This is a genomic window from Mesorhizobium sp. B2-4-7, assembly GCF_006442685.1.
Taxonomy (GTDB): Bacteria; Pseudomonadota; Alphaproteobacteria; order Rhizobiales; family Rhizobiaceae; genus Mesorhizobium.
Genome location: NZ_VFVH01000001.1, coordinates 364,888 through 388,844 on the forward strand (window position 1 = coordinate 364,888; position 23,957 = coordinate 388,844).

Below are 23,957 nucleotides of genomic sequence, written 5' to 3' on the forward strand. Positions count from 1 at the left end.
GTCACTCCGCATGATGGCAGACGGCCTCGACATTGTTGCCGTCGGGATCGAAGACGAAGGCGCCATAGTAGTCCGCATGATAGTGCGGGCGCAGGCCCGGCCCGCCATTGTCCTTGCCGCCGGCGGCGAGAGCGGCAGCATGGAAAGCATCAACCTCGGCGCGGCTGCGCGCGGTGAAGGCAACGTGCTGGCGGGCCTTTTGGCCCTCCTTGCCTTCCTGGAGCCAGAACACCGGCCGATCGCGGCCGTAGCCACCGACCTTGGCGCCGCCGGTGTATTCCAACGGCACCATATGGAGCAGCGAGGCCCCAAGCGGCGCCATCGCCTTGTCATAGAAAGCCTTCGAAGCGTCAAAGTCAGCAACGTCGATGCCGAGATGGTCGATCATGGAACGAACTCCTCCGTTGCTGGTTCCGGCATTTCCGCGCCAGCCAGGCCGGCCGCAATCACGATGTGCTGACAGACATTGTCGATATCCCGGATCACGTCATCATTCCAGAAGCGCAGGGCGGTCCAGCCGAGCGCTGTGAGCTTGGCTGTTCGCGCGGTGTCAGACGCCGAGACCTCATGAGAGGCGTGCTGAGAACCATCCAGCTCAACGATCAGCTTCCTGTTAGGGCAAGCAAAATCGACGATGTAGCCCGCTATTGGCATTTGACGTCGAAACGCCAGCCCCATGAGTCGGTGTGCGCGTATCTCATTCCAAAGCTTCAGTTCGGCGTCGGTCATAGCCTTGCGCATCTTGCGCGCATTGCCTCGATTGACAGGAGACACACGATAATGGATCACGGCGAGGCGCCCCCCTCTGTCCTGCCGGACATCTCCCCCTCAAGGGGGGAGATCGGCAGTTTCGCTGACGGTGCCCAACCTCCAACGTCAGCGATTGGCGAAAGCCTCGGTGATATCCAATCTCCCCCCTTGAGGGGGAGATGTCCGGCAGGACAGAGGGGGGTGCTTCGCGCCAACCTCTCCATTCCCGCCACAAGAACAGTCGCCCTCACCGCTTCACCTCCCACGTCGTCACACGTTCGCCGGTGACCGGGTCCTTGCCGTCCTTCAGTTGTACGCCTTGCGCCAACAACTCGTCGCGGATGCGGTCGGCTTCGGCCCAGTTCTTGGCGGCGATCAATTCCAGGCGCCTGGCGATCGCCTTGGCGAGCGCGGCTTCGTCGACCTTGGCCGCCCCGACATCGAAACCCAGGAAGGCAAGCGCACCCTTCAGCGAGGCCGCTGCGGCGTTTTCGCCATCGCCGCTGAAGTCGACCGCCTCGCCGGCCAACTGGGTCAAAACCTGGAAGGCGGCGTAGGTGGCGAGATCATCCGACAACGCCTGCACGACCTCGTCCGGCAATTGCCCGACCGCCGGCGCCAGATCGGCCGCGCGTTTCCACTTGCGCAGCGTGTTCTCCGCTTCCTCGAGCTTGCGCACGGAAAAGTCGATCGGTTCGCGATAATGGGTCATCAGCATAGCCAGCCTGAGCACCTCGCCGGGCCATTTGCGGCCGCCGAACGTTTCGGTCTCCAGCAGCTCGTTGATCGAGTAAAAATTGCCGAGGCTCTTCGACATCTTCTGCCCTTCGACCTGCAGGAAGCCGTTGTGCATCCAGATGTTGGCCATCACATCGGTGCCGTGCGCGCAGCGTGACTGGGCGATCTCGTTCTCGTGGTGCGGGAAGATCAGGTCGAGACCGCCGCCATGAATATCGAAGACCTCGCCCAGATAGGCGGCGGACATGGCCGAGCATTCGATGTGCCAGCCCGGCCGGCCCCTGCCCCATGGGCTCTGCCAGCCCGGCTCCTCCGGGGACGACAACTTCCACAGCACGAAGTCGCCAGGATTCTTCTTGTGCGCGTCGACTGCAACGCGAGCACCGGCCTGCTGCTCGTCGAGATTTCGCTTCGACAACTGGCCGTAGTCGGGCATCGAAGCGGTGTCGAACAGCACTTCGCCTGCGGCAACATAGGCATGGCCGCGTTTGATCAGGCTTTGAATCAAGGTGATCATGTCTGCCTTGCCGTCGGCACGGGGCTCGACGAACTCGGTGGCGCGCGGCTCGACTGTTGGCTCCAGGCAGCCGAGCGTCGCGACGTCCTTGTGGAATTGGCCCGCGGTCTTCTCCGTCACCCGCCTTATCGCCTCGTTAAGCGACAGTCTGCCGGCTGATATCTCGCTGCCGAAATCGCGCAGTGCGCGTGCATTGATCTTGTCGTCGACATCCGTGATGTTGCGCACATAGGTGACGTGCGTCTCGCCATAGAGATGGCGCAGCAGCCGGAACAGCACGTCGAAGACGATTACGGGCCTGGCATTGCCGATATGGGCGAAGTCGTAGACGGTCGGACCGCAGACATACATGCGCACGTTCAGCGCGTCGATCGGGACGAAATCCTGCTTCGCGCGCGTCAGCGTGTTGTAGAGGCGCAGGCCCTTCGGTGCGTCAGACATTCCATGCCTTTCCGGTTCAGAACTTTTGCCTGGATGAAGCCAGCTCCGCGCCGAGGCGCAAAACGGACTCCAGCCTGCTGGCCGGGGCGTTTGTCCAATCTAGGGGAAGATGAGGCGAAAACGTCCGGACCAGCCCGAAGCTAGCCAATAATGCAAATGCCACAAATGGCGAAAGACGTTTTCATAGGCGGCTTTATCGCCTTGGCCAGTGTTGCCGTCAAGTCGCTTATCCCGAGAAAAACGACGCCAGAACTGGCAAATGCGTCGCCCGATCACACGGAATCAGCCACTGAAACATTTTATTAAACATGTCGGCACAGTCATGAAACATACGCCGGCTAGATCAACCTGCGTCACGATTTGGTCGGATTCGGCCGCCAAACGCAGACACGGAAACGTTATCTGGGAAGAGACACATGCCTCGAAGCAAGCAGGAAGCCAACCGCGCCAAGCAACCAGCGCTGGCAAACCATTATCGCGCAATCGGCCCGGCCGCGATCGTCGCCGCCCTGCTCCACACCGCGAAGAAGAAAAAGCCGGTGCAGAAAATCGTATCGCCCCGCGCTGCCTGAAGCAGTGCGCGATCGGCCCAAGGGTCGGAACGAGGCGCCAAACCGCACCTCGAACAGAGTTCCTGCTAAAACAGCGTCATCTGACTGTCGTCCGCGCCGGGTTTCCGGCGCTTGACCTTCTCGGGCTCGGGCCCGATCTCCCCCTTCTCCTGAATCTCCGGCCCGGTGTTGGCGACCTTGTTGACGAGGTCGGAGACCGGAATCGCTTCGAAGAAGTCGCGTTGCGCCGGCCGCAACAGGTCGGCGACGTCGCGCGGCTCAAGTCCGCGGCAATCGAGCCAGCGGGTGAAGTCTTCAGGTGCGATCACCACGGGCATGCGGTCATGGATATGCGCGATGTCGGCATTGGCCTCGACCGTCAGAATGGCGCCGGTGTCCAACTCCGAGCCGCCCGGTTCCGCATAGGTTTCAACCAGCCCGGCAAAGGCGACCAACTCGCCATGCCGCGGCCTGATCCAGTAAGGCTGCCCCTTCCTGCCGCCCGCCTCTCCGGGCCGCGCCTGGCGCCATTCGTAAAAACCTGATGCCGGCACCAGCGCCCGGCGATGGCGCATGGCGGCTTTGAACGAGGCCTTTTCGATCACGCCTTCGGAGCGTGCGTTGAACAGCAGCGGAAATTCGCCGACATCCTTTACCCAGGCGGGGATCAGGCCCCAGCGCACCAGCATCGGCCGGCGGTCCGGCAGGTTGGAACCCGGCGCCCGCGGCGGGCCTGAGATCGCCATCAGCACCGGCTGCGTCGGCGCTATATTGTAGCGCGTAGGAAACTGCTCCACCTCCGCCAGCCCGAGGAAAGCGGCTGTCTGGTCCGGTGTCGCGGTCAAGGCAAAACGTCCGCACATGTCTATTGGTCCTGATGTCCGGTTTCGAAAGTGGCGATGGAACAGCTGCACTGCAACCGTTAAAGCTGTCCGGCGTCGGCCGGTCCACAACAGGCTGCCGTAAATCAGGGCGATCGGATATCCATGGACGAAGTGCGAAAAGTCATTCCCGCGGTCTCGGTCGCCGTTGTGCGCGGCGACGCCGTGCTTCTGGTCAAGCGGGCGCGACAACCCTCGCAAGGGTTCTATGCATTCCCGGGCGGCAAGGTCGAAGCCGGTGAGACGCTGGAACAGGCGGCACGGCGCGAATTGCTGGAGGAGACGCAATTGCAGGCCGAAAACTACCGACGGCTGCGCGAAATCCTCATCGACGGCACGCTCGACGGGCATCCGGTCGATTACCTGCTGACGGTATTCGGTGCGGCCCATGCCGGCGGCGAGGCCGTGGCCAGCGACGACGCCGAGACCGCCGCCTTCTACACGCTGGCCGAAATGGCTGATCTGCCGCTTGCCGGTTCGGTGCTCGCGGTCGCCGAGGAACTGCTCGGACGGCCGTCGCAAACCCCTGAGCGACCCTGAAATCCGGAATTCGCCCGGCACAATCGCCTTGCAGGCGGCAAATTGTTTGGCCAGATTGACTTATGCGTTGCCTTCCTCTCCTTCTCGCGACATGCCTTGCCGTCAGCCCTGTGGCGGCACGACCGGCGTTCAGCGCCGAGGCACCCTTCGAACCGGGGCTGATGCGGCTGGCGGAGGTTCTGGGGTCGCTGCATTTCCTGCGCAATCTGTGCGGCGAAAAGGGCGACCAGTGGCGCGGCGAGATGCAGAAGCTGCTCGAATCGGAGAACCCGGATCCGCAACGGCGCGCCCGCTTCATCGCCAGCTTCAATCGCGGCTACCGCTCATTCGGCGGCACCTACACGCAATGCACCGCGTCGGCGACCGAAGCCATCGGCCGCTACATGAAGGAAGGCGAGACCCTGTCGCGCGACATCGCCTCGCGCTACGGCAACTAGCGCATATCGCCCAAAGTGCCCTCGCAAGAGCGCATCCGGCCTTCATCAACAGATATCCGGTCCATTGGCGACGACTGCGGGCATATCCAGCTTGTGTCGAGAACTGTCATGGTGCAATCCTTTTGTTGCGCTTATGCAACAGCGTTAATGAAACGTTAGCGCGCGGATGTGGAATTAACTCAAACTGAAGGTTTTCACCCCGCAGGCACGCCTAATCGGCTAAGTTTGACCAGGATTGAATGCAGCTTCGCAAGCGCAACCGGCCTCCTGTAAAGAACGATCAAAAAAATGTCGTATTTACAAAGACTTATTTGCGGCTGCGTGTAAACGGAACAGATCAAGCCTGATCCATCGACGGATCGCTGCTTGCAAGGGTGGACATCGCTTATGGAACATGGTGTCAACGACATCGACGCGCTGGTCAGGGAAGAAAAGCGCCTGACCGCGGTGGAGAGCCACAGCGAGGCCTGGGCCGAAGGTCTTTCGGCAGGCATAGAACCCGAGATCATCGCCGAAGCGGCGCTTGAAACCGCGTTCGGCGAAATGCTGCGCGCCAACGGCGAGACATCGGCCCTTGCCCTGCTCGACCGCATGCGTGAAAAGGTCATTGCTGGCGCCTTCGAACCCGAACGGCTGCGGCACTGAACCGACGTCCGGTTCTTTGACGGCAAATGCCGCTCGGGCATCATGCCCGGAAGCAGGGAGAAACGGGCAGTGGATTTTTCGATGTCAGGCAAGCCGCGCGGCTTGGTCCTTTGCATCTGTTTCGCCGCGTGCAGTGCCGCAATTCCCTTGGTTGCGTGTCTGACAAGCAGCCCCGCTTATGCGCTGAGCGAGATCAAGCGCGAAGAATTCCCGTCGCCGGTCCAACCGATGGTGGACGACGACGTGTCGTCGCCGGGAAGCACCGTGCCGATACCCGATCCGGTCGGAACGCCATCTTCGACCAGCCAGCCAACCACTCCGGACAAGGCCGAGCCGGTCACCCCGCCGAACGGCGACGGTGCCACCAACAGGCCGCGCGTCGATCCCGACGCGCCCACGCCGGAGGTCGTCTACGACCTCGGCAAGCTGCCTGAACCGGTGCGGCGCATGCATGACCTGATCATCGAAGCCTGCGAGAGCGGCGACGTCGAAAGACTGAGGCCTTTGATCGGCAAGGGCGACGGCATGACCCAATTGTCACTGACCGACATAGATGGCGACGCCATTACCTTCCTCAAGGGGCTCTCCGGCGACCAGGATGGCCAGGAGATTCTTGCCATACTGGAGGAGGTGCTCAATGCCGGCTATGTCCATGTCGATGCCGGCACGCCACAAGAGCTCTATGTCTGGCCGTATTTCTTCGCTCTACCCCTGGACAAGCTCGACGCCAGGCAACGGGTCGAGCTGTTCAAGATCGTCACCGCGAGTGACTTCGACGACATGAAGCAGTTCGGCGCCTACATCTTCTACCGCGTCGGCATCACGCCCGCTGGGCAATGGACGTTTTTCGTCGCCGGCGACTGAAACTCGGACACGCGAGTGCCTATTCGTGCGGATCGCCTCGTCGAATGGCTGCATCGGGCCCGTTAATATTCCAGTTGCGGAGAAATCAGGAAGGAAACGAAACTTCAGCCAGTGGTCAAAAGAATGCCCTGGCCGAATTTTTCCGCCAGGTTCTGGATAAGCAGCCTTTCAGATGTTGTAAGGCGCTCTTGATCGACAAACCGCCAGTTGCGCTCGTAGATGGCGAAAGCTTCCTCGGCAGGAATTGGGCGCGTTGCATCGCGGCTCCAGACGAGTGCCTGGAGCTCCGGAAACTCAGCGGGAACAATCATTGGCGTGATATCTGTGCGCATAACCCACTCAACTTAGTGGATCGTGCCTAAGAAATCCAACGATGTGAAATGGCTATGCGGGCAACGCCTCGGAGAACTCCACTGCCCTGCCCTGGCCCGGCGTCACGATCTCGCCCTCCCACATGATGCGCTGGCCTCGAATGACAGTGCCGACCGGCCAGCCGGTGACTTCCTTGCCGTCATAAGGCGTCCAGCCGGCCTTCGAGCCGGCTTGTGCATTGGTGATGGTCTCGCGCCGCTTCATGTCGACGATTGTGAAATCGGCATCATAGCCGGCGGCGATACGGCCTTTCCTGGCCATGCCGAAGATGCGCTGCGGGCCGTGGCTTGAAAGATCGACGAAGCGCTGCAAAGTCAGCCGACCGGCATTGACATGGTCGAGCATGATAGGCACCAGCGTCTGCACGCCGGTCATGCCCGAGGGCGATGCCGGATATGGTTTTGCTTTTTCGGCCAATGTGTGCGGGGCATGGTCGGAACCGAGTACGTCGACAATGCCTTGCGCGATTCCGTGCCAGACGCCGTCGCGATGGCGCGGGGCACGGACGGGCGGGTTCATCTGGATCAGCGTGCCGAGCCGTTTGTAGTCGTCCGCCGACAGTGTCAAATGGTGCGGTGTCGCCTCGCAGGTGGCGACATCCTTGTGCTGTTCGAGGAACAATATCTCCTCGGCCGTGGAGATGTGCAGGACGTGGATGCGGGCACGGGCGGCCCGCGCGACGCGCACCAGCCGCTCGGTGCAGCGCAAGGCGGCGATCTCGTCGCGCCAGACCGGATGCGATGAAGGATCGCCCTCGATGCGCTCGCCAAGGCGTTCGCGCAGCCGGAACTCGTCTTCCGAATGGAAAGCGGCGCGGCGGCGGGTGTTCCTGAGGATCGAGGCGACGCCTTCATCGTCCTCGACCAGCAGGTCGCCGGTGGACGAGCCCATGAAAACCTTTATCCCGGCCGCGCCCGGCAGGCGCTCGAGCTCGGCGACATCGTTGGCGTTGTCGCGGGTGCCGCCGACCCAGAAGGCGAAGTCGCAGTGCATACGGCCGGTGCCGCGTCGGACCTTGTCGGCAAGCGTTTCTTCGCTGGTGGTCAATGGATTGGTGTTGGGCATTTCGAACACGGCGGTGACGCCACCGAGCACCGCCGCCCGAGATCCAGTCTCCAGATCCTCCTTGTGCTCCAGTCCCGGCTCGCGGAAATGCACCTGGCTGTCGACGACGCCCGGAAGGATATGCAGGCCCCGGCAGTCGATCGTCTCGCCGGCCGAGGCCTGGCGCAGATCGCCGATGGCGGCGATGCGCCCATTCTTCACGCCGACATCGCGTTGCCCCTCGCCGTCATGGTTGACCACCATGCCGCCTGTCAGGATGAGGTCGTAGGTGTTGGCCATGCTGATCGATCTCTTGCAGGGGAAGTGTCAGCGGCTTACGTAATGGCCATCTGTTTTGCAAGATCAGGCTTTTATCCGCCCCATGCCCTTTGCCCTGCTGAAAGACCGCGCGCTGATCTCCGTCTCCGGTCCGGATGCCGAACACTTCCTGCAGAACATCCTGACCACCGACCTCGACGCGCTCGGCGCCGGCGAGGCAAAACCGGGCGCGCTTTTGACACCGCAAGGCAAGATCCTGTTTGACTTCCTGATCTCACGGGCCGGCGAAAACGCGTTCCGCCTCGAATGCCGCGCCGACATCGCTGACGATTTCGTACGCCGGCTGATGCTGTACAAGTTGCGCGCCAAGGTCGAGATTGCCAAATCCGAACAGACGCTTGTCTCCATTGCCTGGGGAAATGAGTCAACTCCCTCACAAAAGGATTCAACCGTGCTGGCCGACCGGCGCTTTCGCGATGAAAGCGTCACCCGCTCCTATGGCAGCGCTCAAGAGACTGACGACGGTGCCGCATGGCAGGCCTTGCGCATCGCGCATGGCATTGCCGAGAGCGGCACCGACTACCAGCTCGGCGACGCCTTCCCGCATGACGTGCTGCTCGACGAGACCGGTGGCGTCGGCTTCAGGAAAGGCTGCTATGTCGGCCAGGAGGTCGTCTCGCGCATGCAGCATCGTGGCACGGCAAGGCGGCGGGTGCTGATCGTCAGGGCCGAACGGGCCTTGCCTGAAGCCGGCGCCGAATTGACCGTCGACGGGCGATCGGTGGGCACTCTCGGCTCGAATGCCGGCACGATCGGCCTCGGCATCGCCCGTATCGACAGGGTCAAGACAGCGCTCGACGCCGGCCAACCGATCCTGGCCGGAGACGTGCCGGTTACGGTTGCCATTCCACCTTTCGCCAAATTCAGCTTTCCCCAGGAAGCCGCCGGCACGGAGGAGGCCTGATGGCGGCCGACCGCATCGGTGCGCCGCCACGCGCCTGGCAGCGCATGCTGTCCGGCCGCCGGCTCGACTTGCTCGACCCCTCACCCCTCGATATCGAGATTTCGGACATCGCCCACGGGCTCGCCCGCGTCGCGCGCTGGAACGGCCAAACCCGCGGCGAGCACGCCTTCTCGGTCGCCCAGCATTCGTTGCTGGTGGAAGCGCTGTTTTGCGACCTGATGCCCGATGCGCCGGCGGACGCCCGGCTTATGGCATTGCTGCACGATGCGCCCGAATATGTCATCGGCGACATGATCTCGCCGTTCAAATCGGTGATGGGCGGCAGTTATAAGGACTGTGAACTGCGCTTGCAGCGCGCCATCCATCTGCGCTTCTCGCTACCGCCGGAACCAGGCGCCGGCCTGCGCAAGGAGATCAAGCGCGCGGACCAGATCGCCGCCTATTTCGAGGCCACGCTGCTCGCCGGCTTTTCGACCGCGGAGGCGACCGAGTTCTTCGGTCGTCCACGCGGCTTCAGTGCCGAGCGCTTCGATTTCACGCCGCGCTCGGTAACCTGGGCACAGAACGCCTTCCTGAAGCGTTTTTCCGCGATCGAGAAGTCGCGGCGCAAGGTAGCTACGGCGGTAGGATAGAAAACGCTAAATTAACCGGAACGGCTGACACTGCGGTGTTCGATCACGTCCGCAGGCGCGCCCATGCCCGTCGGTGACATCAAGGATGGTCCGGCCGTCCCGAAACGGGAGGCCGGAGGCATGGACCGCTCGCGCCGCATGGAAGACGAGCTGCGTGCGCAGAACGAACGCTTTTCAGCTGCCGTCGAGAACATGTCGCATGGTCTTTGCATGTTCGACGCCGACGAGCGCATGATCATCTGCAACGGCAACTATATCAACATCTTCTGCCTCGACGCCAACGTGGCGCAGCCGGGGATCCGTTTCATCGACATCCTGCGGCACAGCGTCGATGTCGGCATCGCCTCGCAAAGCGCCGAAGAACTTTACGCCATCCGCAAGCCCTATATCGATGGAGCGAAACCCTCGACCTATGAGGAGGCGCTCTCTGATGGACGCATTATCAGCATCTCGCACCGGCCATTGGCATCGGGCGGCTGGGTTTCGATCTACGAAGACATCACCGAACAACGGCGCGCCGAACAGGATCTCAAGGAACAGCATCGCCGCTTCGACGCGGCGCTCGCGAACATGTCGCAGGGCCTGCTGATGTATGACGCCGGCGGCAGGCTGATCGTGCGCAATCAGCGCATCCTGGAGCTTTATGGTGTGACCGAGGCGGATCTGCCGCTCGGCACGACTCACCGCGAACTCCTTGAACGGCTGGTGCGCCTTGGCGTCTATGCGCCCATAGATGTCGAGGACGAGGTTTCGAGGACCGAGGCTCGCGTGCTGGCCGGCCAGACGCGGTCGACCCCCCGCCGGCTCGCCGACGGACGAACGCTGATGGTTGCCCGCCGGCCGATGAGCGGCGGCGGCTGGGTCGCCACTTTCGATGACGTGACCGAGAGCAGGCTTGCCGAGGAGCGCATGACCCATCTTGCGCATCACGACGTGCTGACCGGGTTGCCCAATCGCTCGGTGTTTCGCGACCGGCTCGACCGGGCACTGGAGGATGCGGCCGCGGGACCGCTGGCAATCTTCTCGCTCGACCTCGACCGCTTCAAGGTCGTCAACGATACGCTGGGACATCCGGCTGGCGACCGGCTGCTGAAAGGCGTGGCCGCAAGACTGCTGCGCTGCGTGGACAACGACGCAGATATCGTCGCCCGTTTTGGCGGCGACGAGTTCGTGATCGTCCAATTCAACGTCGAGGGCCTGGCGAGCGCGGAAAAACTGGCGAAACGCATTGTCGAGGCCATCGCCAAACCATTTCATGACAAGAGCCGGGACATGCATGTTGGCGTCAGCGTTGGCATCGCGCTTTCTCGCGGCGATGGCAGGGACGCCGATACATTGCTGACAAACGCCGACATGGCGCTCTACCGGGCAAAAAGCGAAGGGCGCAACCTGTACCGTTTCTTCGAGCCCGGCATGGATGCCACGGTGCGCGCGCGCCGGGCGCTCGAAGCCGATCTCGATACGGCGCTGCCGAGCCGGGAATTCGATCTCGATTTCCAACCGATCATGGCCATAGCTTCGGGCGAGATTGTCGGCGCCGAGGCCCTGATGCGCTGGCATTCGCCGTCGCGCGGCACTGTGGCGCCGGACGAATTCATTCCGGTCGCCGAGGAAACCGGGCTGATCGTGCCGCTTGGCGAATGGGCGCTGCGAAAGGCCTGTGCGACGGCGGCAGCCTGGCCACCTGGCCTGCGCATTGCGGTCAATGTCTCCGCCGTGCAGCTCAAAAGCGGCGGCTTTGCTCGCAGCGTCATCTCCGCCCTGGCCTTTTCGGGCGTGCCGGCCAGACGACTGGAACTGGAGATCACCGAAACCGTGCTGATGGACGAGAGCAAAGCCGTCCTGAAGACGCTGCGACAGTTGCGTGAACTCGGCATCCGCATCGCGCTCGACGACTTTGGCACCGGCTATTCCTCACTCGGCTATCTCAGGCGCTTTCCCGTCGACAAGATCAAGATCGATCGTTCCTTCATCTCCGATATCGGCAATCTCGACACCGCAGCGATCGTGCGCACCATCATCGGACTGGGCGCCGAACTGGGCATCACCGTCACCGCCGAAGGCGTAGAAACCGAAGCACAGCTCGACATGCTGCGCCGAAACGGCTGCGTGGAGGCGCAAGGCTATCTGATCGGCGTGCCGTCAAAGGCGGCGGAGATTCAGCACCTGTTGAAATCGAGCGCGGTGCGCAGCCAGACCGGCTGACGCCATAAATCAGCGCAGCGTCTCGATGTATTTTTCATGGAAGCCGATATAACCCGGCTCGACAACCTTCAGATGCCGCTCGATCAGCGCATGAAACTCCGGCAACCGGTGGAAGGGCACGCCCGGATAGGCGTGATGCTCGGCATGGAAGGGCATGTTCCAGGCAAGCTTGCGCACAGCCCAGTTGGTCAGCGTCGTCCTGGTATTCTCCAGCATGTTTGCGACGAAGGGGCAGCGGCCATGCTCGGCCAGCAGATAGAGCCGCAGGAACGGCTGGCCGAGCAGCGCGGGAAAGATCCAGACATGGAGCAGCACCGTCGCCTTGAACCACAGCGCGAGCATCAGCACGACGGCGTAGAAGGCAATCATCGCGCGCGCCTCGGCGCGTACCTTCGGACGCCCCTTGGGGGGCACGTAGCTGTCCTGGCAACGTCCCACGGCATTGGCGTAGAGCGTCTTCAAATGCCCCAACCACACTGGAAGTCCGGCAACGTGGACCAGGTACTGCCGCCAGGTTTCCGGCTTCGGGAAAGCCAGCTCCGGATCGCGTTCGGGATCCTGTGTGAAACGGTGATGGGCGAAATGGAAATAGCGGAACCAGTCGGCCGGCAGCGCGATCGCCAGGCTGCAGACACGCGCGACTGCGTCGTTCAGCCATTGCCTTTCGAAAGCCGTGCGATGCACCGTCTCATGCAGCAGCGTGAACAGGAACACGATCAGTATGCCTTGCGGCAGCATCAGCAGCGGCCAGAACGGCACCTTGGCGGCGATCAACGATCCGAGGAGCAGGATCGCGCCGAGGTGGAAAGCGAGCTGAACAAGGCCGGGCCCATCCGACTTGCCGGTTAGCCGGCTGCGCTCCTCATTCGTCAGCGAGGCGATCACGTCACGATGATCCATAGGGGCATCCCGGCTGATTGAATTCATTCGGTCAGCATACCCCAGCAAGAAACCTTTCTAACAACGAGGATTTCTGCAATATAGATAAGCTGAACTTATCTTTTTGGTCACCGCCATGGTTGCAATGCCATCGTTGCGAGGTCTTCAGGCCTTCGAGGCGGCGGCGCGCACCGGCAGCTTCGCCGCGGCGGCGGAAGAGCTTTCGGTCTCGGCCGCCGCAGTCAGCCAGCTCATCCGCATGGTCGAGGAGCAAGTCGGCCGCAAGCTCTTCCACCGCGCCAACCGGCGTGTCGTCCTGAGCGAGGCTGGCGTCGAGATGCTGCCTCGATTGACCATGGCCTTCCAGGAAATCGGCAGCGTCTCGCGCCAGCTTGCAGGCGATGCGTTCCGCCCGCGGCTCGTCGTCTCGGTCCCGCCGTCCATGGCCATGGGCTGGCTTTCCGAGCGCCTTGCCGGCTTCATCGCCATCCACGGTGCCGTCGACATATCTCTCAGGGGCGATGACGACCCGGTGTCGTTCGACCGCGACCTGATCGACCTCAGGCTCTCCTACGGTCCGCACTATCGTGAGCACCCGATCGAGGACATTGTCCAGGACGCGGTCTATCCCGTCTGCGCGCCAAAGCTCGCCAGCGTGCTGGAGGCGGATGGCGGTCCGCTCGCCGGGCTGCCCCTGATCCACACCGACTGGGGACCGACCGGCGCATCCTTTCCCTCATGGTGCAGTTGGTTCGAGGCGGCCGGCATAGCGCCTGGGCGCGGCATTCAGCGCGGCCTGTCGGCAAACTCCTCGCGCGCGGCGCTCGACCTCGCCATTTCGGGACTGGGCGTGGCGCTGGCGCAAGGGATCTATTGCGCCGAGGCCGTGGAGGACGGCCGGCTGGTCCGGCCTGTCGCCAAGGCGATTGCGCTGCGCCAGCCCTATTGCCTGACAATTCCGCAGCGGAGCGCAAGAAGGGACGTCGTGGCGGCGTTCCGTGACTGGCTGGTCGATGAATGCCAGCGCGTGGTGAACTCGCCGGCGCTCCGCTGAGCCAGCAAGCGGCGATGGTCAGAGGTGCCCGCTCAATGCCTCGACCATGTCCTTGTTCGCCGCCACGGGCACGATCTCGAACTCCACCAGATCCGCCCACTCGATCACCCAGCGCTGCAGCAGCGTGACGTCGTCGGTCTCCACCAGCAGGAAACAGCGGCTCATGTCCGCCGCGATCCAGCTATGGTGCACCAGAAGCTCCTCGGGCTTCAGGCGACCGTAATCGCGGAAGCGGCGGTAGATCTCCTTGCGGTCGCAGCCGCGAAAATCCTCGGTCACCAAAAACAGCATCTCTGCCCCAATCGGATAATTATCGGCCCGGCCGCTCCAAACGTTCCAGGAACCATTGCGTCAGCCGTACCCAGACCTCGTCCTTCTCGCCGGAGTCCTCCCAGCCATGATCGAGGTTGGGATTGTCGTTGACCTCGATGACGAAGACGCCGTCCTTGGTCTCCTTGAGGTCGACGCCGTAGAGGCCGTCGCCGATGCAGCGCGCCGCCTTGACTGCCGTCTCGACGACATGGGGCGGCGTCTCCTTCAGCGTGAAGGTCTTGATGCCGCCCTGGTCGGGCTTGCCGCTGGCCTTGTGGTTGACGATCTGCCAGTGCTTCTTGGCCATTAGGTAATGTACGGCAAACAGCGGTTGGCCGCCGAGCACGCCGACACGCCAGTCATATTCGGTCGGGATGAATTTCTGCGCGATCAGAAGATCGGAATCCTCCAGCCATTCGGTGGCGAGTGTCTTCAATTCCTCGAAATTGGCGCATTTCTTGACGCCGCGCGAGAAGGAGGAATCCGGGATTTTCAGCACCAGCGGAAAACCCAGCGTCTGCGCCGCCAGTTCAAGGTCGGAAGTGCCGGCTATCATCACGGTCGGCGGAACCGGCACCTTGTTGTAGGCCATCAGCTCGTTGAGATAGACCTTGTTGGTGCAGCGGATCATCGACAGCGGGTCGTCGATGACCGGCATGCCTTCCTGCTGGGCGCGGCGCGCGAAACGATAGGTATGGTTGGAGATCGAGGTGGTCTCGCGGATGAACAGCGCGTCGTAATTGGCGAGCTTGGCGAGGTCCCTCTTGGTGATCGGCTCGATTTCGACGCCCATCTTTTCGGCGATCCTGGCCCAGTAGCGCAGCGAGGAGATTTCCGAGGGCGGCAATTCCTCATGCGGATCGACCAGCGTGGCGAAAGTGTAGCGCGCCGGCGTGCGGCCCTTGGTGTCGCGCCATTCGCGATTGGTATAGGTGTCCAGGCATTGCAGGAAGAAGCTCTCCTCCTCCTCGGTCATGCGCGCAAGGGGATGAAAGCCGATCTTGCGGATCGAGGCCCACTCGGCGCTGTCCTTGATGTGGACCTCGAGCGCCGGCGCGCGGAACCAGTCGAACAGGAGCTTGGCGAATCGGTCCCACACCTTGGACGGGCCAATGCCGAAGAAGATGCAGACCTTCGCCGGAAAAGCGCCGCCAAGATCCTTGCGGCACTTGTTGAGCGCCAGCTCCAGTTCGGGCAGCGCATGTTCGTAAAGCTTGCGCTCCGACAGATCGATCATGGTTTCTACGGTCGGGATGACCTTGTGGCCGCGCGAACCCGCCAGCAGCGAGGCATAATAGCCGCGGCTCTGGTAGCCGTAATTGTTCGACAGGTTGATGACCTTGGGACGCTGGCCGCGAAACAGCGCCGGATGCGCGAGATAGTCGCGGTTGGTGATAATCTTGTGCGGTGTCGCCACCTGGTCGAGATCGCTCTGCCGGCCAGTTAAGATAACCCAGGTCATTGTTATCAGCGCTTCCCCAGAGTGATGGCGGCGCGCAGTCCGTCGCGGCCGAACTGCGCCATGTTCATAAAGATGCCGTAAGGCACGGGAATGTTGGCGGCATCAAGGATGGTCTCCTGCCTCTCGTCCTCAACCCAGGGATCGTGGATCAGGATATGGTCACCGTCGTCGCCGATGGCCAACACCCAGTGCGGCACCTTCTTGCCGAACATCAGGAAGCCGCTGATCAGCACCAGCACCAATTTTCCTTTCGCGATCGCGGCGCGAATGTCGTCGATGGTGAATGAACGGTAATTCACCGGGATGCCGTAAAGTTCCGCGCGTCGGCGAAAGTCGACCTGGGCCAGTTCCATCACCCGGCGCTTGTCCGCGCTGCGCACCGACTGGAGGAACAACGCGCCGTAGAACGACACGTAAATCTCGGCCGCAAGGCCGCTCTCATAGCCGGCGACCGCGAGGCCGAACGGCTCGCAGCCACCCGGGCCCGACATCATGAAGACGGTCGTCGCTTCGCGCCAAAGACGAATTTCCCTGACCGGGTCCGGTACGAAGTCGTGATCGAAATTGCCCATGGCCATCATCAGGCAGCAGGGACCGCAAGTGAATTCGCAGGTCTGCTGGTAGAACGGCACGCTGGTGGCGGCCGGAAGTTCGCCGCGCAAGGTCTTCTCGTAGCGCAGCGCCGTGGCGCCGTCCTCGTAGTAATCGGCTTCGCGGCCGATCTTGCGGTAGCCGGCCCGCTCGTAGATGCTGATGGCGCGGGCATTATCCTCCCGCACTTCTAGGCGCAGCATCATGCGATCGTGTTCGAAGGCCGCCTCCTCCGCCGCCACTAGCAACCGGCGGCCGATGCCGAGGGCGCCAAAAAAGGGACTGGTGGCGATCGAATAAAGGCGCGCCACGCCGCTGCCCTTGCGAAACAGCACAATCGCATAACCGGCGACGCGGCCATCTCTTTCGGCGACCAGCGTCTCGGCGGTCTCGCGCTCGATGAACTGTCGGAAGGAGCGACGGGAAATGCGGTCGCTGGAGAAAACAGCTTTCTCGATGGCGGCGAGATCATCGACGTCAGTCGCGCGGGCCGTGCGAATCTCGGCAGGCATGCGGGCTTGGAAAACCTCGATTGGGTTGTGATGAAGGCCCTATTCGAAACGTCCAGACACCAGCCCAAAACGGCAGCGCCCATCCAGCGCTATCGCACCTCGATTAGGGCCGAATTGTGACAGATTGGCGCCAGCCCGGGAGGACAAAGGCTTTGAACCAGGTCACCGTTTTCGAGTAGGCGGCGGCGCCAAAAAACGATGCTGTTCAACTCGCCAGGCCGGCCAGAAGCTGGCTGTAGGCGCTCTTGGCCACGATGGCCAATTGCTCGCGCGGCACTGAGCCGACGACAGCGCAGCCATAGCCCTTGTCCAGCCAGTAGACGGCCTGCGGGCCGGCTTGCGCCGAAGCGTAGGTCCCCCTGGCGTTCTCCACCGATTCGGCCGTTACAAAGAGCGATATGCGCTCGCCCTTGTCGTCTTCATAGAGCAGCATTGCCGCCTTGCTCTCGCCAGCCGGCAGCAACCTGCCACCGACCAGTTGGAACCCGCTGCCGGTCAAGTCCGGCGCAACCAGCTTCAATCCGACCCGGTTGGACAGCCAGGTCAGCAGATGATCCTTGTCGCTTGCCGGCACTTCCACCGCATGCCGCTTCTCGGCGGCATAGATGACATGCGCGGCGATCGCCTGCTCGGCCAACTGATCCTCGGCCTGATCTTCCCGGCCAATACCGTCGCTGCCGGCAAAGTAGCCGCCAAGCCCGCCCGCGGCCAGTAGACCGGCAGCGGCGGCGGCAAGCCACCAGCGCGAGCGTGGCATTGGCGTCCTGGCTGGCGTCTCGCCAAGCACCACCTTGCGCAACCGCACCGGCACCGGCTCGTCGATCACGCCAGCGAAGGCATCTCGCAATGCCGTCCTGTCGGCGATGAAACGGGCGCTTTTCGCCTTCATCTCGGGAGTGGCGTCGAGCCATGCGTCATAGGCGGCGCGCTCATCGGCCGGCAACTCGCCGTCGAGTGCCATGTGGATGTCGCGTTCGGAGAAATCGCGGCGGATCATTTCTAGACGATCCTTATCGAACGGCGGCGTGCCGTGTCGTCCAGCAGTCCGCGCAACTCCTCGCGCCCGCGCGCGATGCGCGACATCAGCGTTCCCGCCGGCACTCCCAGGATGTTGGCGGCCTCGGCATAGGAAAAGCCTTCGATCGCGACCATGACGAGTGCGGCACGGCGGTCGGGGCTGATCGCCTGCAATGCGTCGACGATCTCGCGCGAGGCGATGCTTTCCACCTGCTCGGCAGGCTGTGCAACCGCCTCGCCCGCTTCCAGCGACAGCATCGCGGCTTCGCCGCGCCGGTTCACTTTGCGCATCTGGTCAATGAACAAATGATGCATGATCGTAAACAGCCACCTCCTGGGGCTTTCTCCCGTCTGCCAGTTGTCGAGCCGCATGAGGGCCCGTTCGAGACAGTCCTGGACGAGATCGTCGGCGGCGTCGCGGTCGCGCAACAACGAGCGTGCGTAGCGGCGCAGGCGCGGTATTTCGCCGAGGATTGCTGCCTTCTTTTCGTCCATGACCGCTGGTTTCGGAATTGCCCTATTCATCAGATTGAACGCGCCTTCGCGGCGCGACGCAAGCAGCCAGTGCGAAGCGGTCCACCGCCCCGGTCACCCAAGCAATGATGTAACGATGGAAGCGGCGGGTTTATTCCCGCAATCAATAGGAGGCCAACTACGCCAAATCGGTCTTGAGAAAGTCATTGCCTTTAAAGAGCAACGGAACACCAAGAGCCTTGGCGCAGGCGTAGGAAAAGCAATCACCAAAATTAAGGTCAGCCGGATGACCGACCGCTTTGCCGTACCGGATGCTGGCATCAATGGCGCGCCCCCCGATATCCTCGTTGATGGCTACATTGCGAGCGTCGATCTCAACAATGAACGCATCGACCAGATCGCGCGCCGCAGACAGCATTTCGGGAGTCGGCTTTTTGGCACCGGCATTCACTCGCCCGAGGGCAAGCGTAGCTTCGAGCCGAACAAGCGCTGAAATGTACAGCTGACCGTCGACGTCGGCGATCCGCTTCAGCAATTCCTCCCAACCCGATTCCTTGGCGAGAATTGCAACGACAACCGATGCGTCGACAAACATCAGTCTTCCCACATCTCGTCCATGAATGCCTTGATGTCGAAGGTGGTGTCGGACGGCCCCAACGCCGCTGCTTGCGCTTGAAGAACGGCAATCCTCTCCCGCAGCGGTTTGCGGGCGCGGCTTCGTTCAAGTTCGTGCAAAAGCGCGGTTCGCACGGCTTCCGTTTTGCTCGGCGCATTCGTCTCGCGCTGCAATTTCGTCGCCAGAGCATCTACCTCATCGTCGCGGATATAGAGCGGCATTTGAATATCTCCCGTGGAATATTCATATATTCCATTTTGAATATTCAAACAATGCTAACCCTCAAGTCTCTTTCGCCGCCCTGGTCAAAAGCCGCTGGTAAAACAGGCCGATGCCGATCAGCACGGCGCCAAGGCCGATGAAGGACAGTGCGCGAAGCACACCCTCCAGCTCCGACATGTCGAAGAGGAACACCTTCAGTACGGCGACCGCGATCAATGCGGCCGAGGCGATGCGCAGCACCTGTGATTTCAGCCAGACGCCGGCGGTCAGCAGCGCCACGCCGATGATCAGCCAGAGTGCCGAATAGGTGTAGGTTTCCAACTGGCCAAGGCCGCTCCACAAGCCGATGAACTCGCCCTTGAACAGGCGCCGCACCGACAACGTGGCATAGGCGAAGGCAAGCAGTGCCGCCACCAGCGCCAGCATGGCGGCATACCATTTCGGCCGCTTGTTGCGGGCATAGAGCGCAAGCCCTCCGGCCGCGACCGCCGGCAGCAGATAAGCGAGGAACAACAGGTTGAAGACCGGGATCTGCCCGGTCGACTCGTCGGTGAAAAGCGGGTTCAGCACCAGGAAATGCTGCACGACGATGAAGGCGACCGAAATCACGCCCGCCGCCATGGACCCGTAGCGTAGCACGGAACTTGGCGAGCGCCTGTCGATGGCCACGAGTATGGCGCCGGCGCCGATCGCGATCAGCGTGTAGATGGCCTGTTCGGCAAGTGTGGGCGCATCGCTGTTGAGGACACCGCCATGCATGGCGTGGCGCACCAGCATGGCAAGCGTCAGCAGTGCAAACAGCGCCGCCGAAGCTTCCATGGCCAGGCGCGGCCGGCCGTCGGTCGTGCGGGCCAGTTGCCAGGCGGCGAAAGCGAAGGCGAGCGCCGGCACGCCATAGCCCGGCAGCAGCCAGTTGAAAACCGGGGTCGTCGACAGGAACCCGGCACCGACGACGGTCGGATCGAAGATGACACGTCCAAGCACCGCCGCGACCGCGCCGACCGAAATCCAGCCGAGCACCGGATAGGAACGCCAGCGTGTGGCCAGCGCCGGCACGATTGCGGCCGCACCAAGCAGGATGGTTGTCCAGCCGGAACTGAAGGCCATATGCAGCATCAGCAGGCCTGCGAGCGCGGCTCCGCCGAGCGCGAAGGATACGGCCGCCCTGCCCTGCAACGGCGGTTGCTCGCCGCGCGCGATCCACTCGCCGCCGGCAGCGAAAACCACGACCAGCAGCGCCGCCACGGCGGCGTAGGCAAGATCGCGGTCGAGATTGCCGAACGTGAACCAGAGTGCCTGCAGGACGACCAACGGCACGATGACGCCCCACGCCGCCCATGACGCAGCGCGGAAGTGGGTCGCGGCGGCAAATTTGCGGGCGGCCCAGAAACCGGCGCCGATGAAGACAAGGCCAAGCGCAACACCGATGCGCAAGGTCAGTGCGTTCGATGTCGCCAGGGGCACGGCGTCGATGCCCAAGACGTCGCCTGAAAAATCGGAAGCGATCGAAGTCGGCGGGATGATCCCGAGATAGATCAGCACCGTCACCAGTCCCGCCGCATAGAGCAGTGGCAGCGCCGGGGGGCGGTAGAGCGCGACGGCCACCATCGCGGCGAGCACGACGGCTCCCGGCAAGGCATCGCCGGCAGCGACGAAGGCCGGATCGACCGAAAGGCCCAGCGCCGAGAGGGCAACAAACAGGCCCGGCGCGACGGACGGCCAGTCGAAAGCCGTGGCTGATCCGCCTTCGTCGCTGCGGCGGCCGAGCCAGACGAAGGCGAGCACGGCCAGCGTGACGGTGTTCACGAACAGGATCACGGATAAATTCGCGCCCGGCGCATCGGTCATGTAGAGGATCGTCCAGATGCCGGTACCGACAAAGGCCGCCGTCATCAGCAACTTCCAATCGCGCATGCGGGCAATGACGCCACTGGCGGCAAGCACGATCGCCAGATAGCCGAACAGGGCCCAGGGATTGGGCGCCTGAGAGGCAATCAGCATCGGCGTCACCATGGCGCCGACGAGGCCGATACCAGCCAGCGCCTGGCCGTGGACAAGGGCGGCGGCAATCGTCGCTATGCCGATGGCGCCGAGCAGCGTGAAGGCGAGCGCCGGCCCGATAAATCCGTAGATGCCATGTGCGGCATAGACGGCGCCGAACAGGATGAAGGCGCCCGCCGCAGTCAGGATCGCCGGGATGTAGGCGCCTGCGGCGCCTTGCACGGGCACCCTGAAGCCGGTGCGGCGAATGAATTCGCCGGCTGCAATCAGCACAAGGCCGAGCAGCCCGGCCATGGTCAGCCGCACACCGGGGCCGAAAATTCCGGCTTCGATCGTGTAGCGGATGAGAAACAGGCCGCCCAGCGCCAGTGCCAAACCGCCGACCCAGACCGCCCAGCGGGTGCCGAGCGCCGTTTCGATATCGGGTTTGCCGGGCGCTTTCACCGCTGCGACAGGCTCGGCTACCTTGGGCGCCGCCTCGCCTGGTGTCCATGGTCCCGGCTTGACCTCGTCCGTCGCGGCGTCGGTTTCCAGAGCCGGCAGCGCCTGCCCGGTGGCTGCCTCGCTGGCCGTTGGCGAAACGACCACGGCCGCAGCAACAACGGCTTCGGCCGGCTGGCCCTCGGTCGCCGCCGGTTCGGACTGCTTGGCGAGAGGCGGCACGGCGCCGGAAAGGACGAGGCTCCGCAGTGCGCCTAGCTCACGCTCGATCAGTCCGATGCGGCTCTGCTGGCGCGAAATGATGACGAACAGCGCGATGATGGCGACAAGGCCGATCAGGCTTTCAAACATGGCGGCTCCCCCAAACCAGACCAGTTGCTACTGACAATCAAATGTGGCCTGCAAACGACCAACGGCGTCGGATCGGCGGCTGGAAAGATCGAGCATGTTTCGGCGTCGAAAGCCAGCGGCTTGCGCCTATTGGCCCTCGGCATCGGTTGCGAATGGCCGGTTCCCGGAACATTGCCTGCCAAACCCGCAGCCGGTGGCCTATGATACCTTGGCCGCAAAGGGTTCTCCAAGCGATGTCATGAGAATACGCATGCCGCAACGAAGCGCAGGACTGCTGATCTACCGGCGAAACGCCGGGGCCCTCCAGTTCTTGCTCGTCCATCCGGGTGGACCATTCTGGGCAAGAAAAGATGAGGGGGCATGGTCGATCCCCAAAGGGCTCGTCGACGAAGGCGAGGACGAGTTGAAAGCCGCCCGACGTGAGGCGGAAGAAGAACTCGGCGTCGCCATCAACGGCGACTTCCAGCCTGTCGGCAGTTATCGGCAGCCTGGCGGCAAGATCGTGAGTGCGTGGAGCGTCGAGGCCGACGTCGACACCGATGCCGTCAAAAGCAACATGTTCACCATGGAGTGGCCGCCACGGTCGGGATCCATGAAGGCATTTCCCGAAGTGGACCGGGCCGGTTGGTTTTCAGAGTTGGAGGCCGGTCTCAAGATACTCAAAGGCCAGCGCGCGATCCTGGACGATTTCGTGGAACGGCAAAATGCCGGATAACATCCGCTGTTATCACCGCTCGCCCAGTGCGCCTTAGGACGATTCCTATCGTGCCGCCAGATTGGAGGCCGGGAAGATCGAGCATGTCTCGGTGCCGAAAGCCAGCAGCTTGCCGCCGGCGTCCTTCAGCGTCGCTTCCGAAACGGCCAGCGTGCGGCCCTTGTGAATGACCTTGCCCTCACAGACCACCTCTCCGGTCCTGGGCGTGATCGGCCGCGTCAGGTTCACCTTGAATTCCGCCGTCGTATAGGCCTCGCCCTTTGCGAGCAGCGTCTGCACGGCGCAGGCAAGCGCCGAATCGAGCAGTGTCGCCGCCCAGCCGCCATGCACGCCCCCCAACGGGTTCAGATGGCGCTCGTTCGGCACGCCTCGGAACACGGCATGGCCTTCCGAAACTTCGGTCAGCGCGAAGCTGAGCTGGAAGGAAATCGGCGGCGCCGGATATTTGCCATCGATGATGCGCTGCAAAAGTTCCAGGCCGGTGTAGGCAAGCATGTCGGCATGCGGAATGGTGCCGAGGCCGAGCGGCGAGACCCGGCCTGGATAAAGTTCCACTTCGCTCATGTGATGATTTCTCTCGCGGCGGTTTCTCCGGACAGGCCTTTTGTCGTGTGGTGCTTGCGCAGCGCGGCAAGGAAGCCGGCGCGCGCGTCCGGCTGCTCGATGCCGCGCGGCTCGTAGACGTGACGGGTGAAGAAGAAGCCGGTGAGCCGGAAGGCATCCTGGATCGCCGCCGGATCGGCGCGCAGGCCGGAGCCACGCAGGAAGGCCGGCAGCGCCAGCATCTTGTCGCGCCAGGGCGCGCCGGCTTCCCGCGACACCGCTCGGCCCGATTTCGGCGAGACATAGGCAAGATCCTGCCGCGTGCCGGTCGCGGCGCACTGGCTGAGATCGAGACCGAAACCCAGTTCGTCGAGGATCAGGAGCTCGAAACGGGCCACCAGTTCGCCGGCCGCATCGACGTCATCGAGATGCACGATCATCACCGACAGCGCCTCGTAGAGGCCGCCATGGGCGTCGCGCTCGGGCAACAGGCGCAGATGCGCGGCCATGGTCTGCAGGCCATACACGGCGACCGCACTCTCCATCAACCTGGCCGCATTCATCTCGATCGCTTCGGCCTGGAACGTGCCGAGGTGCTCATCCAGGCGCGCCCGCCAAAGCAGGTCGACACGGTTGCCGGGCTGGAGAACAGGCTGCTGCTTGCGCGAGCGCCCGCCACGCACGAGGCCGAGATGGCGGCCATGCGCACGCGTCATCACCTCGAGGATGGCGCTGGTTTCGCCATGCTTGCGGGTGCCGAGAATGATTCCCTCGTCGCGCCATTCCATGCCTGGAGCATTTCACCGATCGGGTGGCGAAATCAAGGTACGGGCTTGGTGCCTGGGCTGGCTCTCGCAAGGGTGCATAAAAAGCCGCCCGCAGCATAGCTGCGGGCGGGTCTGGTGGG

Annotated in this window: 27 protein-coding genes; 10 read left to right on the top strand and 17 right to left on the bottom strand. The window is 62.9% G+C overall.

Features of this window, described 5'->3' with window-relative positions:
• Position 1 precedes the first annotated feature (1 nt).
• The 3 genes from FJ946_RS01830 to cysS form a co-directional block, all read right to left on the bottom strand.
• Positions 2–388: a VOC family protein gene (locus FJ946_RS01830; protein ID WP_140517822.1), complete on the bottom strand. Its 387-nt coding sequence runs from the start codon at positions 386–388 to the stop codon at positions 2–4.
• Positions 385–741 carry an endonuclease domain-containing protein gene (locus tag FJ946_RS01835; RefSeq protein WP_140517870.1) on the bottom strand — a complete coding sequence of 119 codons (357 nt, stop codon included), beginning with the start codon at positions 739–741 and terminating at the stop codon, positions 385–387. The genes FJ946_RS01830 and FJ946_RS01835 overlap by 4 nt, the downstream gene beginning before the upstream one ends.
• Before the next feature lie 256 nt (positions 742–997).
• A complete protein-coding gene (cysS, locus tag FJ946_RS01845; RefSeq protein WP_140517821.1) occupies positions 998–2,446 on the bottom strand; it encodes a cysteine--tRNA ligase in 1,449 nt (482 codons plus the stop codon).
• Between the two features lie 416 nt (positions 2,447–2,862).
• Between cysS and FJ946_RS01850 the strand changes: the two genes are divergently transcribed.
• Positions 2,863–3,018 carry a hypothetical protein gene (locus FJ946_RS01850; protein ID WP_140494544.1) on the top strand — a complete coding sequence of 52 codons (156 nt, stop codon included), beginning with the start codon at positions 2,863–2,865 and terminating at the stop codon, positions 3,016–3,018.
• Between the two features lie 65 nt (positions 3,019–3,083).
• On the opposite strand, the gene FJ946_RS01855 is transcribed toward FJ946_RS01850, so the two are convergent.
• Complete coding sequence (locus tag FJ946_RS01855; protein WP_140565025.1) at positions 3,084–3,860, bottom strand: SOS response-associated peptidase; 777 nt, start codon at positions 3,858–3,860, stop codon at positions 3,084–3,086.
• 123 nt (positions 3,861–3,983) lie between these two features.
• On the opposite strand from FJ946_RS01855, the gene FJ946_RS01860 reads away from it, so the two are divergent.
• The 4 genes from FJ946_RS01860 to FJ946_RS01875 all read left to right on the top strand — a co-directional run bounded on the left by FJ946_RS01860 (position 3,984) and on the right by FJ946_RS01875 (position 6,364).
• Complete coding sequence (locus FJ946_RS01860) at positions 3,984–4,418, top strand: NUDIX domain-containing protein (protein WP_140494548.1); 435 nt, start codon at positions 3,984–3,986, stop codon at positions 4,416–4,418.
• A gap of 62 nt (positions 4,419–4,480) precedes the next feature.
• Complete coding sequence (locus FJ946_RS01865) at positions 4,481–4,855, top strand: TIGR02301 family protein (RefSeq protein ID WP_140494550.1); 375 nt, start codon at positions 4,481–4,483, stop codon at positions 4,853–4,855.
• Positions 4,856–5,242: 387 nt separating this feature from the next.
• Complete coding sequence (locus FJ946_RS01870) at positions 5,243–5,500, top strand: hypothetical protein (protein WP_008874920.1); 258 nt, start codon at positions 5,243–5,245, stop codon at positions 5,498–5,500.
• 69 nt (positions 5,501–5,569) lie between these two features.
• Complete coding sequence (locus FJ946_RS01875) at positions 5,570–6,364, top strand: hypothetical protein (protein ID WP_181165139.1); 795 nt, start codon at positions 5,570–5,572, stop codon at positions 6,362–6,364.
• 104 nt (positions 6,365–6,468) lie between these two features.
• Here the strand turns inward: FJ946_RS01875 and FJ946_RS01880 are convergent, their stop codons facing one another.
• The gene (locus FJ946_RS01880; RefSeq protein WP_140494553.1) at positions 6,469–6,696 is read right to left on the bottom strand and encodes a hypothetical protein; all 228 of its coding nucleotides are present in this window, start codon (positions 6,694–6,696) and stop codon (positions 6,469–6,471) included.
• A gap of 52 nt (positions 6,697–6,748) precedes the next feature.
• The gene (locus FJ946_RS01885; RefSeq protein WP_140520677.1) at positions 6,749–8,080 is read right to left on the bottom strand and encodes a dihydroorotase; all 1,332 of its coding nucleotides are present in this window, start codon (positions 8,078–8,080) and stop codon (positions 6,749–6,751) included.
• An 82-nt stretch (positions 8,081–8,162) separates the two neighbouring features.
• On the opposite strand from FJ946_RS01885, the gene FJ946_RS01890 reads away from it, so the two are divergent.
• From FJ946_RS01890 to FJ946_RS01900, 3 genes are all read left to right on the top strand, one after another.
• Positions 8,163–9,023 (top strand): folate-binding protein YgfZ, encoded by an 861-nt coding sequence (locus FJ946_RS01890; RefSeq protein ID WP_140565023.1) that lies wholly within the window; start codon positions 8,163–8,165, stop codon positions 9,021–9,023.
• Positions 9,023–9,655 carry an HD family hydrolase gene (locus FJ946_RS01895; protein WP_140517817.1) on the top strand — a complete coding sequence of 211 codons (633 nt, stop codon included), beginning with the start codon at positions 9,023–9,025 and terminating at the stop codon, positions 9,653–9,655. Before FJ946_RS01890 ends, FJ946_RS01895 begins: the two co-directional genes overlap by 1 nt.
• Before the next feature lie 63 nt (positions 9,656–9,718).
• On the top strand, positions 9,719–11,860 hold the full coding sequence (locus tag FJ946_RS01900; protein WP_140565021.1) for an EAL domain-containing protein: 2,142 nt from the start codon (positions 9,719–9,721) through the stop codon (positions 11,858–11,860).
• A gap of 9 nt (positions 11,861–11,869) precedes the next feature.
• Here the strand turns inward: FJ946_RS01900 and FJ946_RS01905 are convergent, their stop codons facing one another.
• A complete protein-coding gene (locus FJ946_RS01905; protein WP_140517815.1) occupies positions 11,870–12,760 on the bottom strand; it encodes a fatty acid desaturase family protein in 891 nt (296 codons plus the stop codon).
• A 115-nt stretch (positions 12,761–12,875) separates the two neighbouring features.
• Here FJ946_RS01905 and FJ946_RS01910 point away from each other — a divergent pair, with 115 nt between their 5' ends.
• Entirely contained in the window at positions 12,876–13,793 is a 918-nt protein-coding gene (locus tag FJ946_RS01910) for a LysR substrate-binding domain-containing protein (RefSeq protein ID WP_140565020.1), read from the top strand.
• A gap of 18 nt (positions 13,794–13,811) precedes the next feature.
• Here FJ946_RS01910 and FJ946_RS01915 read toward each other — a convergent pair whose 3' ends face one another.
• The 8 genes from FJ946_RS01915 to FJ946_RS01950 all read right to left on the bottom strand — a co-directional run bounded on the left by FJ946_RS01915 (position 13,812) and on the right by FJ946_RS01950 (position 21,792).
• On the bottom strand, positions 13,812–14,084 hold the full coding sequence (locus FJ946_RS01915; RefSeq protein WP_140517813.1) for a DUF3303 family protein: 273 nt from the start codon (positions 14,082–14,084) through the stop codon (positions 13,812–13,814).
• A 19-nt stretch (positions 14,085–14,103) separates the two neighbouring features.
• Entirely contained in the window at positions 14,104–15,567 is a 1,464-nt protein-coding gene (locus tag FJ946_RS01920) for a RimK family protein (protein ID WP_140494569.1), read from the bottom strand.
• A gap of 5 nt (positions 15,568–15,572) precedes the next feature.
• Positions 15,573–16,670 carry a GNAT family N-acetyltransferase/peptidase C39 family protein gene (locus tag FJ946_RS01925; protein WP_140565018.1) on the bottom strand — a complete coding sequence of 366 codons (1,098 nt, stop codon included), beginning with the start codon at positions 16,668–16,670 and terminating at the stop codon, positions 15,573–15,575.
• Between the two features lie 205 nt (positions 16,671–16,875).
• The gene (locus FJ946_RS01930; RefSeq protein ID WP_140517812.1) at positions 16,876–17,667 is read right to left on the bottom strand and encodes an anti-sigma factor; all 792 of its coding nucleotides are present in this window, start codon (positions 17,665–17,667) and stop codon (positions 16,876–16,878) included.
• Positions 17,668–17,669: 2 nt separating this feature from the next.
• Complete coding sequence (locus FJ946_RS01935) at positions 17,670–18,182, bottom strand: RNA polymerase sigma factor (protein ID WP_140494575.1); 513 nt, start codon at positions 18,180–18,182, stop codon at positions 17,670–17,672.
• Positions 18,183–18,339: 157 nt separating this feature from the next.
• Positions 18,340–18,756, bottom strand: coding sequence for a type II toxin-antitoxin system VapC family toxin (locus tag FJ946_RS01940; protein ID WP_140565016.1), 417 nt, complete (start codon positions 18,754–18,756; stop codon positions 18,340–18,342).
• Positions 18,756–18,998: a type II toxin-antitoxin system VapB family antitoxin gene (locus tag FJ946_RS01945; RefSeq protein WP_140494579.1), complete on the bottom strand. Its 243-nt coding sequence runs from the start codon at positions 18,996–18,998 to the stop codon at positions 18,756–18,758. Before FJ946_RS01945 ends, FJ946_RS01940 begins: the two co-directional genes overlap by 1 nt.
• A gap of 61 nt (positions 18,999–19,059) precedes the next feature.
• Positions 19,060–21,792 (bottom strand): DUF2339 domain-containing protein, encoded by a 2,733-nt coding sequence (locus tag FJ946_RS01950; protein WP_140565014.1) that lies wholly within the window; start codon positions 21,790–21,792, stop codon positions 19,060–19,062.
• A gap of 250 nt (positions 21,793–22,042) precedes the next feature.
• Here FJ946_RS01950 and FJ946_RS01955 point away from each other — a divergent pair, with 250 nt between their 5' ends.
• Positions 22,043–22,507, top strand: coding sequence for an NUDIX domain-containing protein (locus tag FJ946_RS01955; protein ID WP_140565012.1), 465 nt, complete (start codon positions 22,043–22,045; stop codon positions 22,505–22,507).
• A gap of 45 nt (positions 22,508–22,552) precedes the next feature.
• On the opposite strand, the gene FJ946_RS01960 is transcribed toward FJ946_RS01955, so the two are convergent.
• Both FJ946_RS01960 and recO read right to left on the bottom strand, forming a co-directional pair.
• Positions 22,553–23,071 (bottom strand): PaaI family thioesterase, encoded by a 519-nt coding sequence (locus FJ946_RS01960; RefSeq protein WP_140565010.1) that lies wholly within the window; start codon positions 23,069–23,071, stop codon positions 22,553–22,555.
• Positions 23,068–23,838, bottom strand: a complete 771-nt coding sequence (gene recO / locus FJ946_RS01965; RefSeq protein ID WP_140565009.1) for a DNA repair protein RecO — start codon at positions 23,836–23,838, stop codon at positions 23,068–23,070. Before recO ends, FJ946_RS01960 begins: the two co-directional genes overlap by 4 nt.
• Between the last annotated feature and the right edge of the window lie 119 nt (positions 23,839–23,957).

Excerpts from the sequence above, each read along its gene's own strand:
- FJ946_RS01830 (WP_140517822.1), bottom strand. The coding sequence starts at position 388 with ATGATCGACCATCTCGGCATCGACGTTGCTGACTTTGACGCTTCGAAG.
- FJ946_RS01835 (WP_140517870.1), bottom strand. The coding sequence starts at position 741 with ATGCGCAAGGCTATGACCGACGCCGAACTGAAGCTTTGGAATGAGATA.
- cysS (WP_140517821.1), bottom strand. The coding sequence starts at position 2,446 with ATGTCTGACGCACCGAAGGGCCTGCGCCTCTACAACACGCTGACGCGC.
- FJ946_RS01850 (WP_140494544.1), top strand. The coding sequence starts at position 2,863 with ATGCCTCGAAGCAAGCAGGAAGCCAACCGCGCCAAGCAACCAGCGCTG.
- FJ946_RS01855 (WP_140565025.1), bottom strand. The coding sequence starts at position 3,860 with ATGTGCGGACGTTTTGCCTTGACCGCGACACCGGACCAGACAGCCGCT.
- FJ946_RS01860 (WP_140494548.1), top strand. The coding sequence starts at position 3,984 with ATGGACGAAGTGCGAAAAGTCATTCCCGCGGTCTCGGTCGCCGTTGTG.
- FJ946_RS01865 (WP_140494550.1), top strand. The coding sequence starts at position 4,481 with ATGCGTTGCCTTCCTCTCCTTCTCGCGACATGCCTTGCCGTCAGCCCT.
- FJ946_RS01870 (WP_008874920.1), top strand. The coding sequence starts at position 5,243 with ATGGAACATGGTGTCAACGACATCGACGCGCTGGTCAGGGAAGAAAAG.
- FJ946_RS01880 (WP_140494553.1), bottom strand. The coding sequence starts at position 6,696 with ATGCGCACAGATATCACGCCAATGATTGTTCCCGCTGAGTTTCCGGAG.
- FJ946_RS01885 (WP_140520677.1), bottom strand. The coding sequence starts at position 8,080 with ATGGCCAACACCTACGACCTCATCCTGACAGGCGGCATGGTGGTCAAC.
- FJ946_RS01890 (WP_140565023.1), top strand. The coding sequence starts at position 8,163 with ATGCCCTTTGCCCTGCTGAAAGACCGCGCGCTGATCTCCGTCTCCGGT.
- FJ946_RS01895 (WP_140517817.1), top strand. The coding sequence starts at position 9,023 with ATGGCGGCCGACCGCATCGGTGCGCCGCCACGCGCCTGGCAGCGCATG.
- FJ946_RS01900 (WP_140565021.1), top strand. The coding sequence starts at position 9,719 with ATGCCCGTCGGTGACATCAAGGATGGTCCGGCCGTCCCGAAACGGGAG.
- FJ946_RS01905 (WP_140517815.1), bottom strand. The coding sequence starts at position 12,760 with ATGGATCATCGTGACGTGATCGCCTCGCTGACGAATGAGGAGCGCAGC.
- FJ946_RS01910 (WP_140565020.1), top strand. The coding sequence starts at position 12,876 with ATGGTTGCAATGCCATCGTTGCGAGGTCTTCAGGCCTTCGAGGCGGCG.
- FJ946_RS01915 (WP_140517813.1), bottom strand. The coding sequence starts at position 14,084 with ATGCTGTTTTTGGTGACCGAGGATTTTCGCGGCTGCGACCGCAAGGAG.
- FJ946_RS01920 (WP_140494569.1), bottom strand. The coding sequence starts at position 15,567 with ATGACCTGGGTTATCTTAACTGGCCGGCAGAGCGATCTCGACCAGGTG.
- FJ946_RS01925 (WP_140565018.1), bottom strand. The coding sequence starts at position 16,670 with ATGCCTGCCGAGATTCGCACGGCCCGCGCGACTGACGTCGATGATCTC.
- FJ946_RS01930 (WP_140517812.1), bottom strand. The coding sequence starts at position 17,667 with ATGATCCGCCGCGATTTCTCCGAACGCGACATCCACATGGCACTCGAC.
- FJ946_RS01935 (WP_140494575.1), bottom strand. The coding sequence starts at position 18,182 with ATGGACGAAAAGAAGGCAGCAATCCTCGGCGAAATACCGCGCCTGCGC.
- FJ946_RS01940 (WP_140565016.1), bottom strand. The coding sequence starts at position 18,756 with ATGTTTGTCGACGCATCGGTTGTCGTTGCAATTCTCGCCAAGGAATCG.
- FJ946_RS01945 (WP_140494579.1), bottom strand. The coding sequence starts at position 18,998 with ATGCCGCTCTATATCCGCGACGATGAGGTAGATGCTCTGGCGACGAAA.
- FJ946_RS01950 (WP_140565014.1), bottom strand. The coding sequence starts at position 21,792 with ATGTTTGAAAGCCTGATCGGCCTTGTCGCCATCATCGCGCTGTTCGTC.
- FJ946_RS01955 (WP_140565012.1), top strand. The coding sequence starts at position 22,043 with ATGCCGCAACGAAGCGCAGGACTGCTGATCTACCGGCGAAACGCCGGG.
- FJ946_RS01960 (WP_140565010.1), bottom strand. The coding sequence starts at position 23,071 with ATGAGCGAAGTGGAACTTTATCCAGGCCGGGTCTCGCCGCTCGGCCTC.
- recO (WP_140565009.1), bottom strand. The coding sequence starts at position 23,838 with ATGGAATGGCGCGACGAGGGAATCATTCTCGGCACCCGCAAGCATGGC.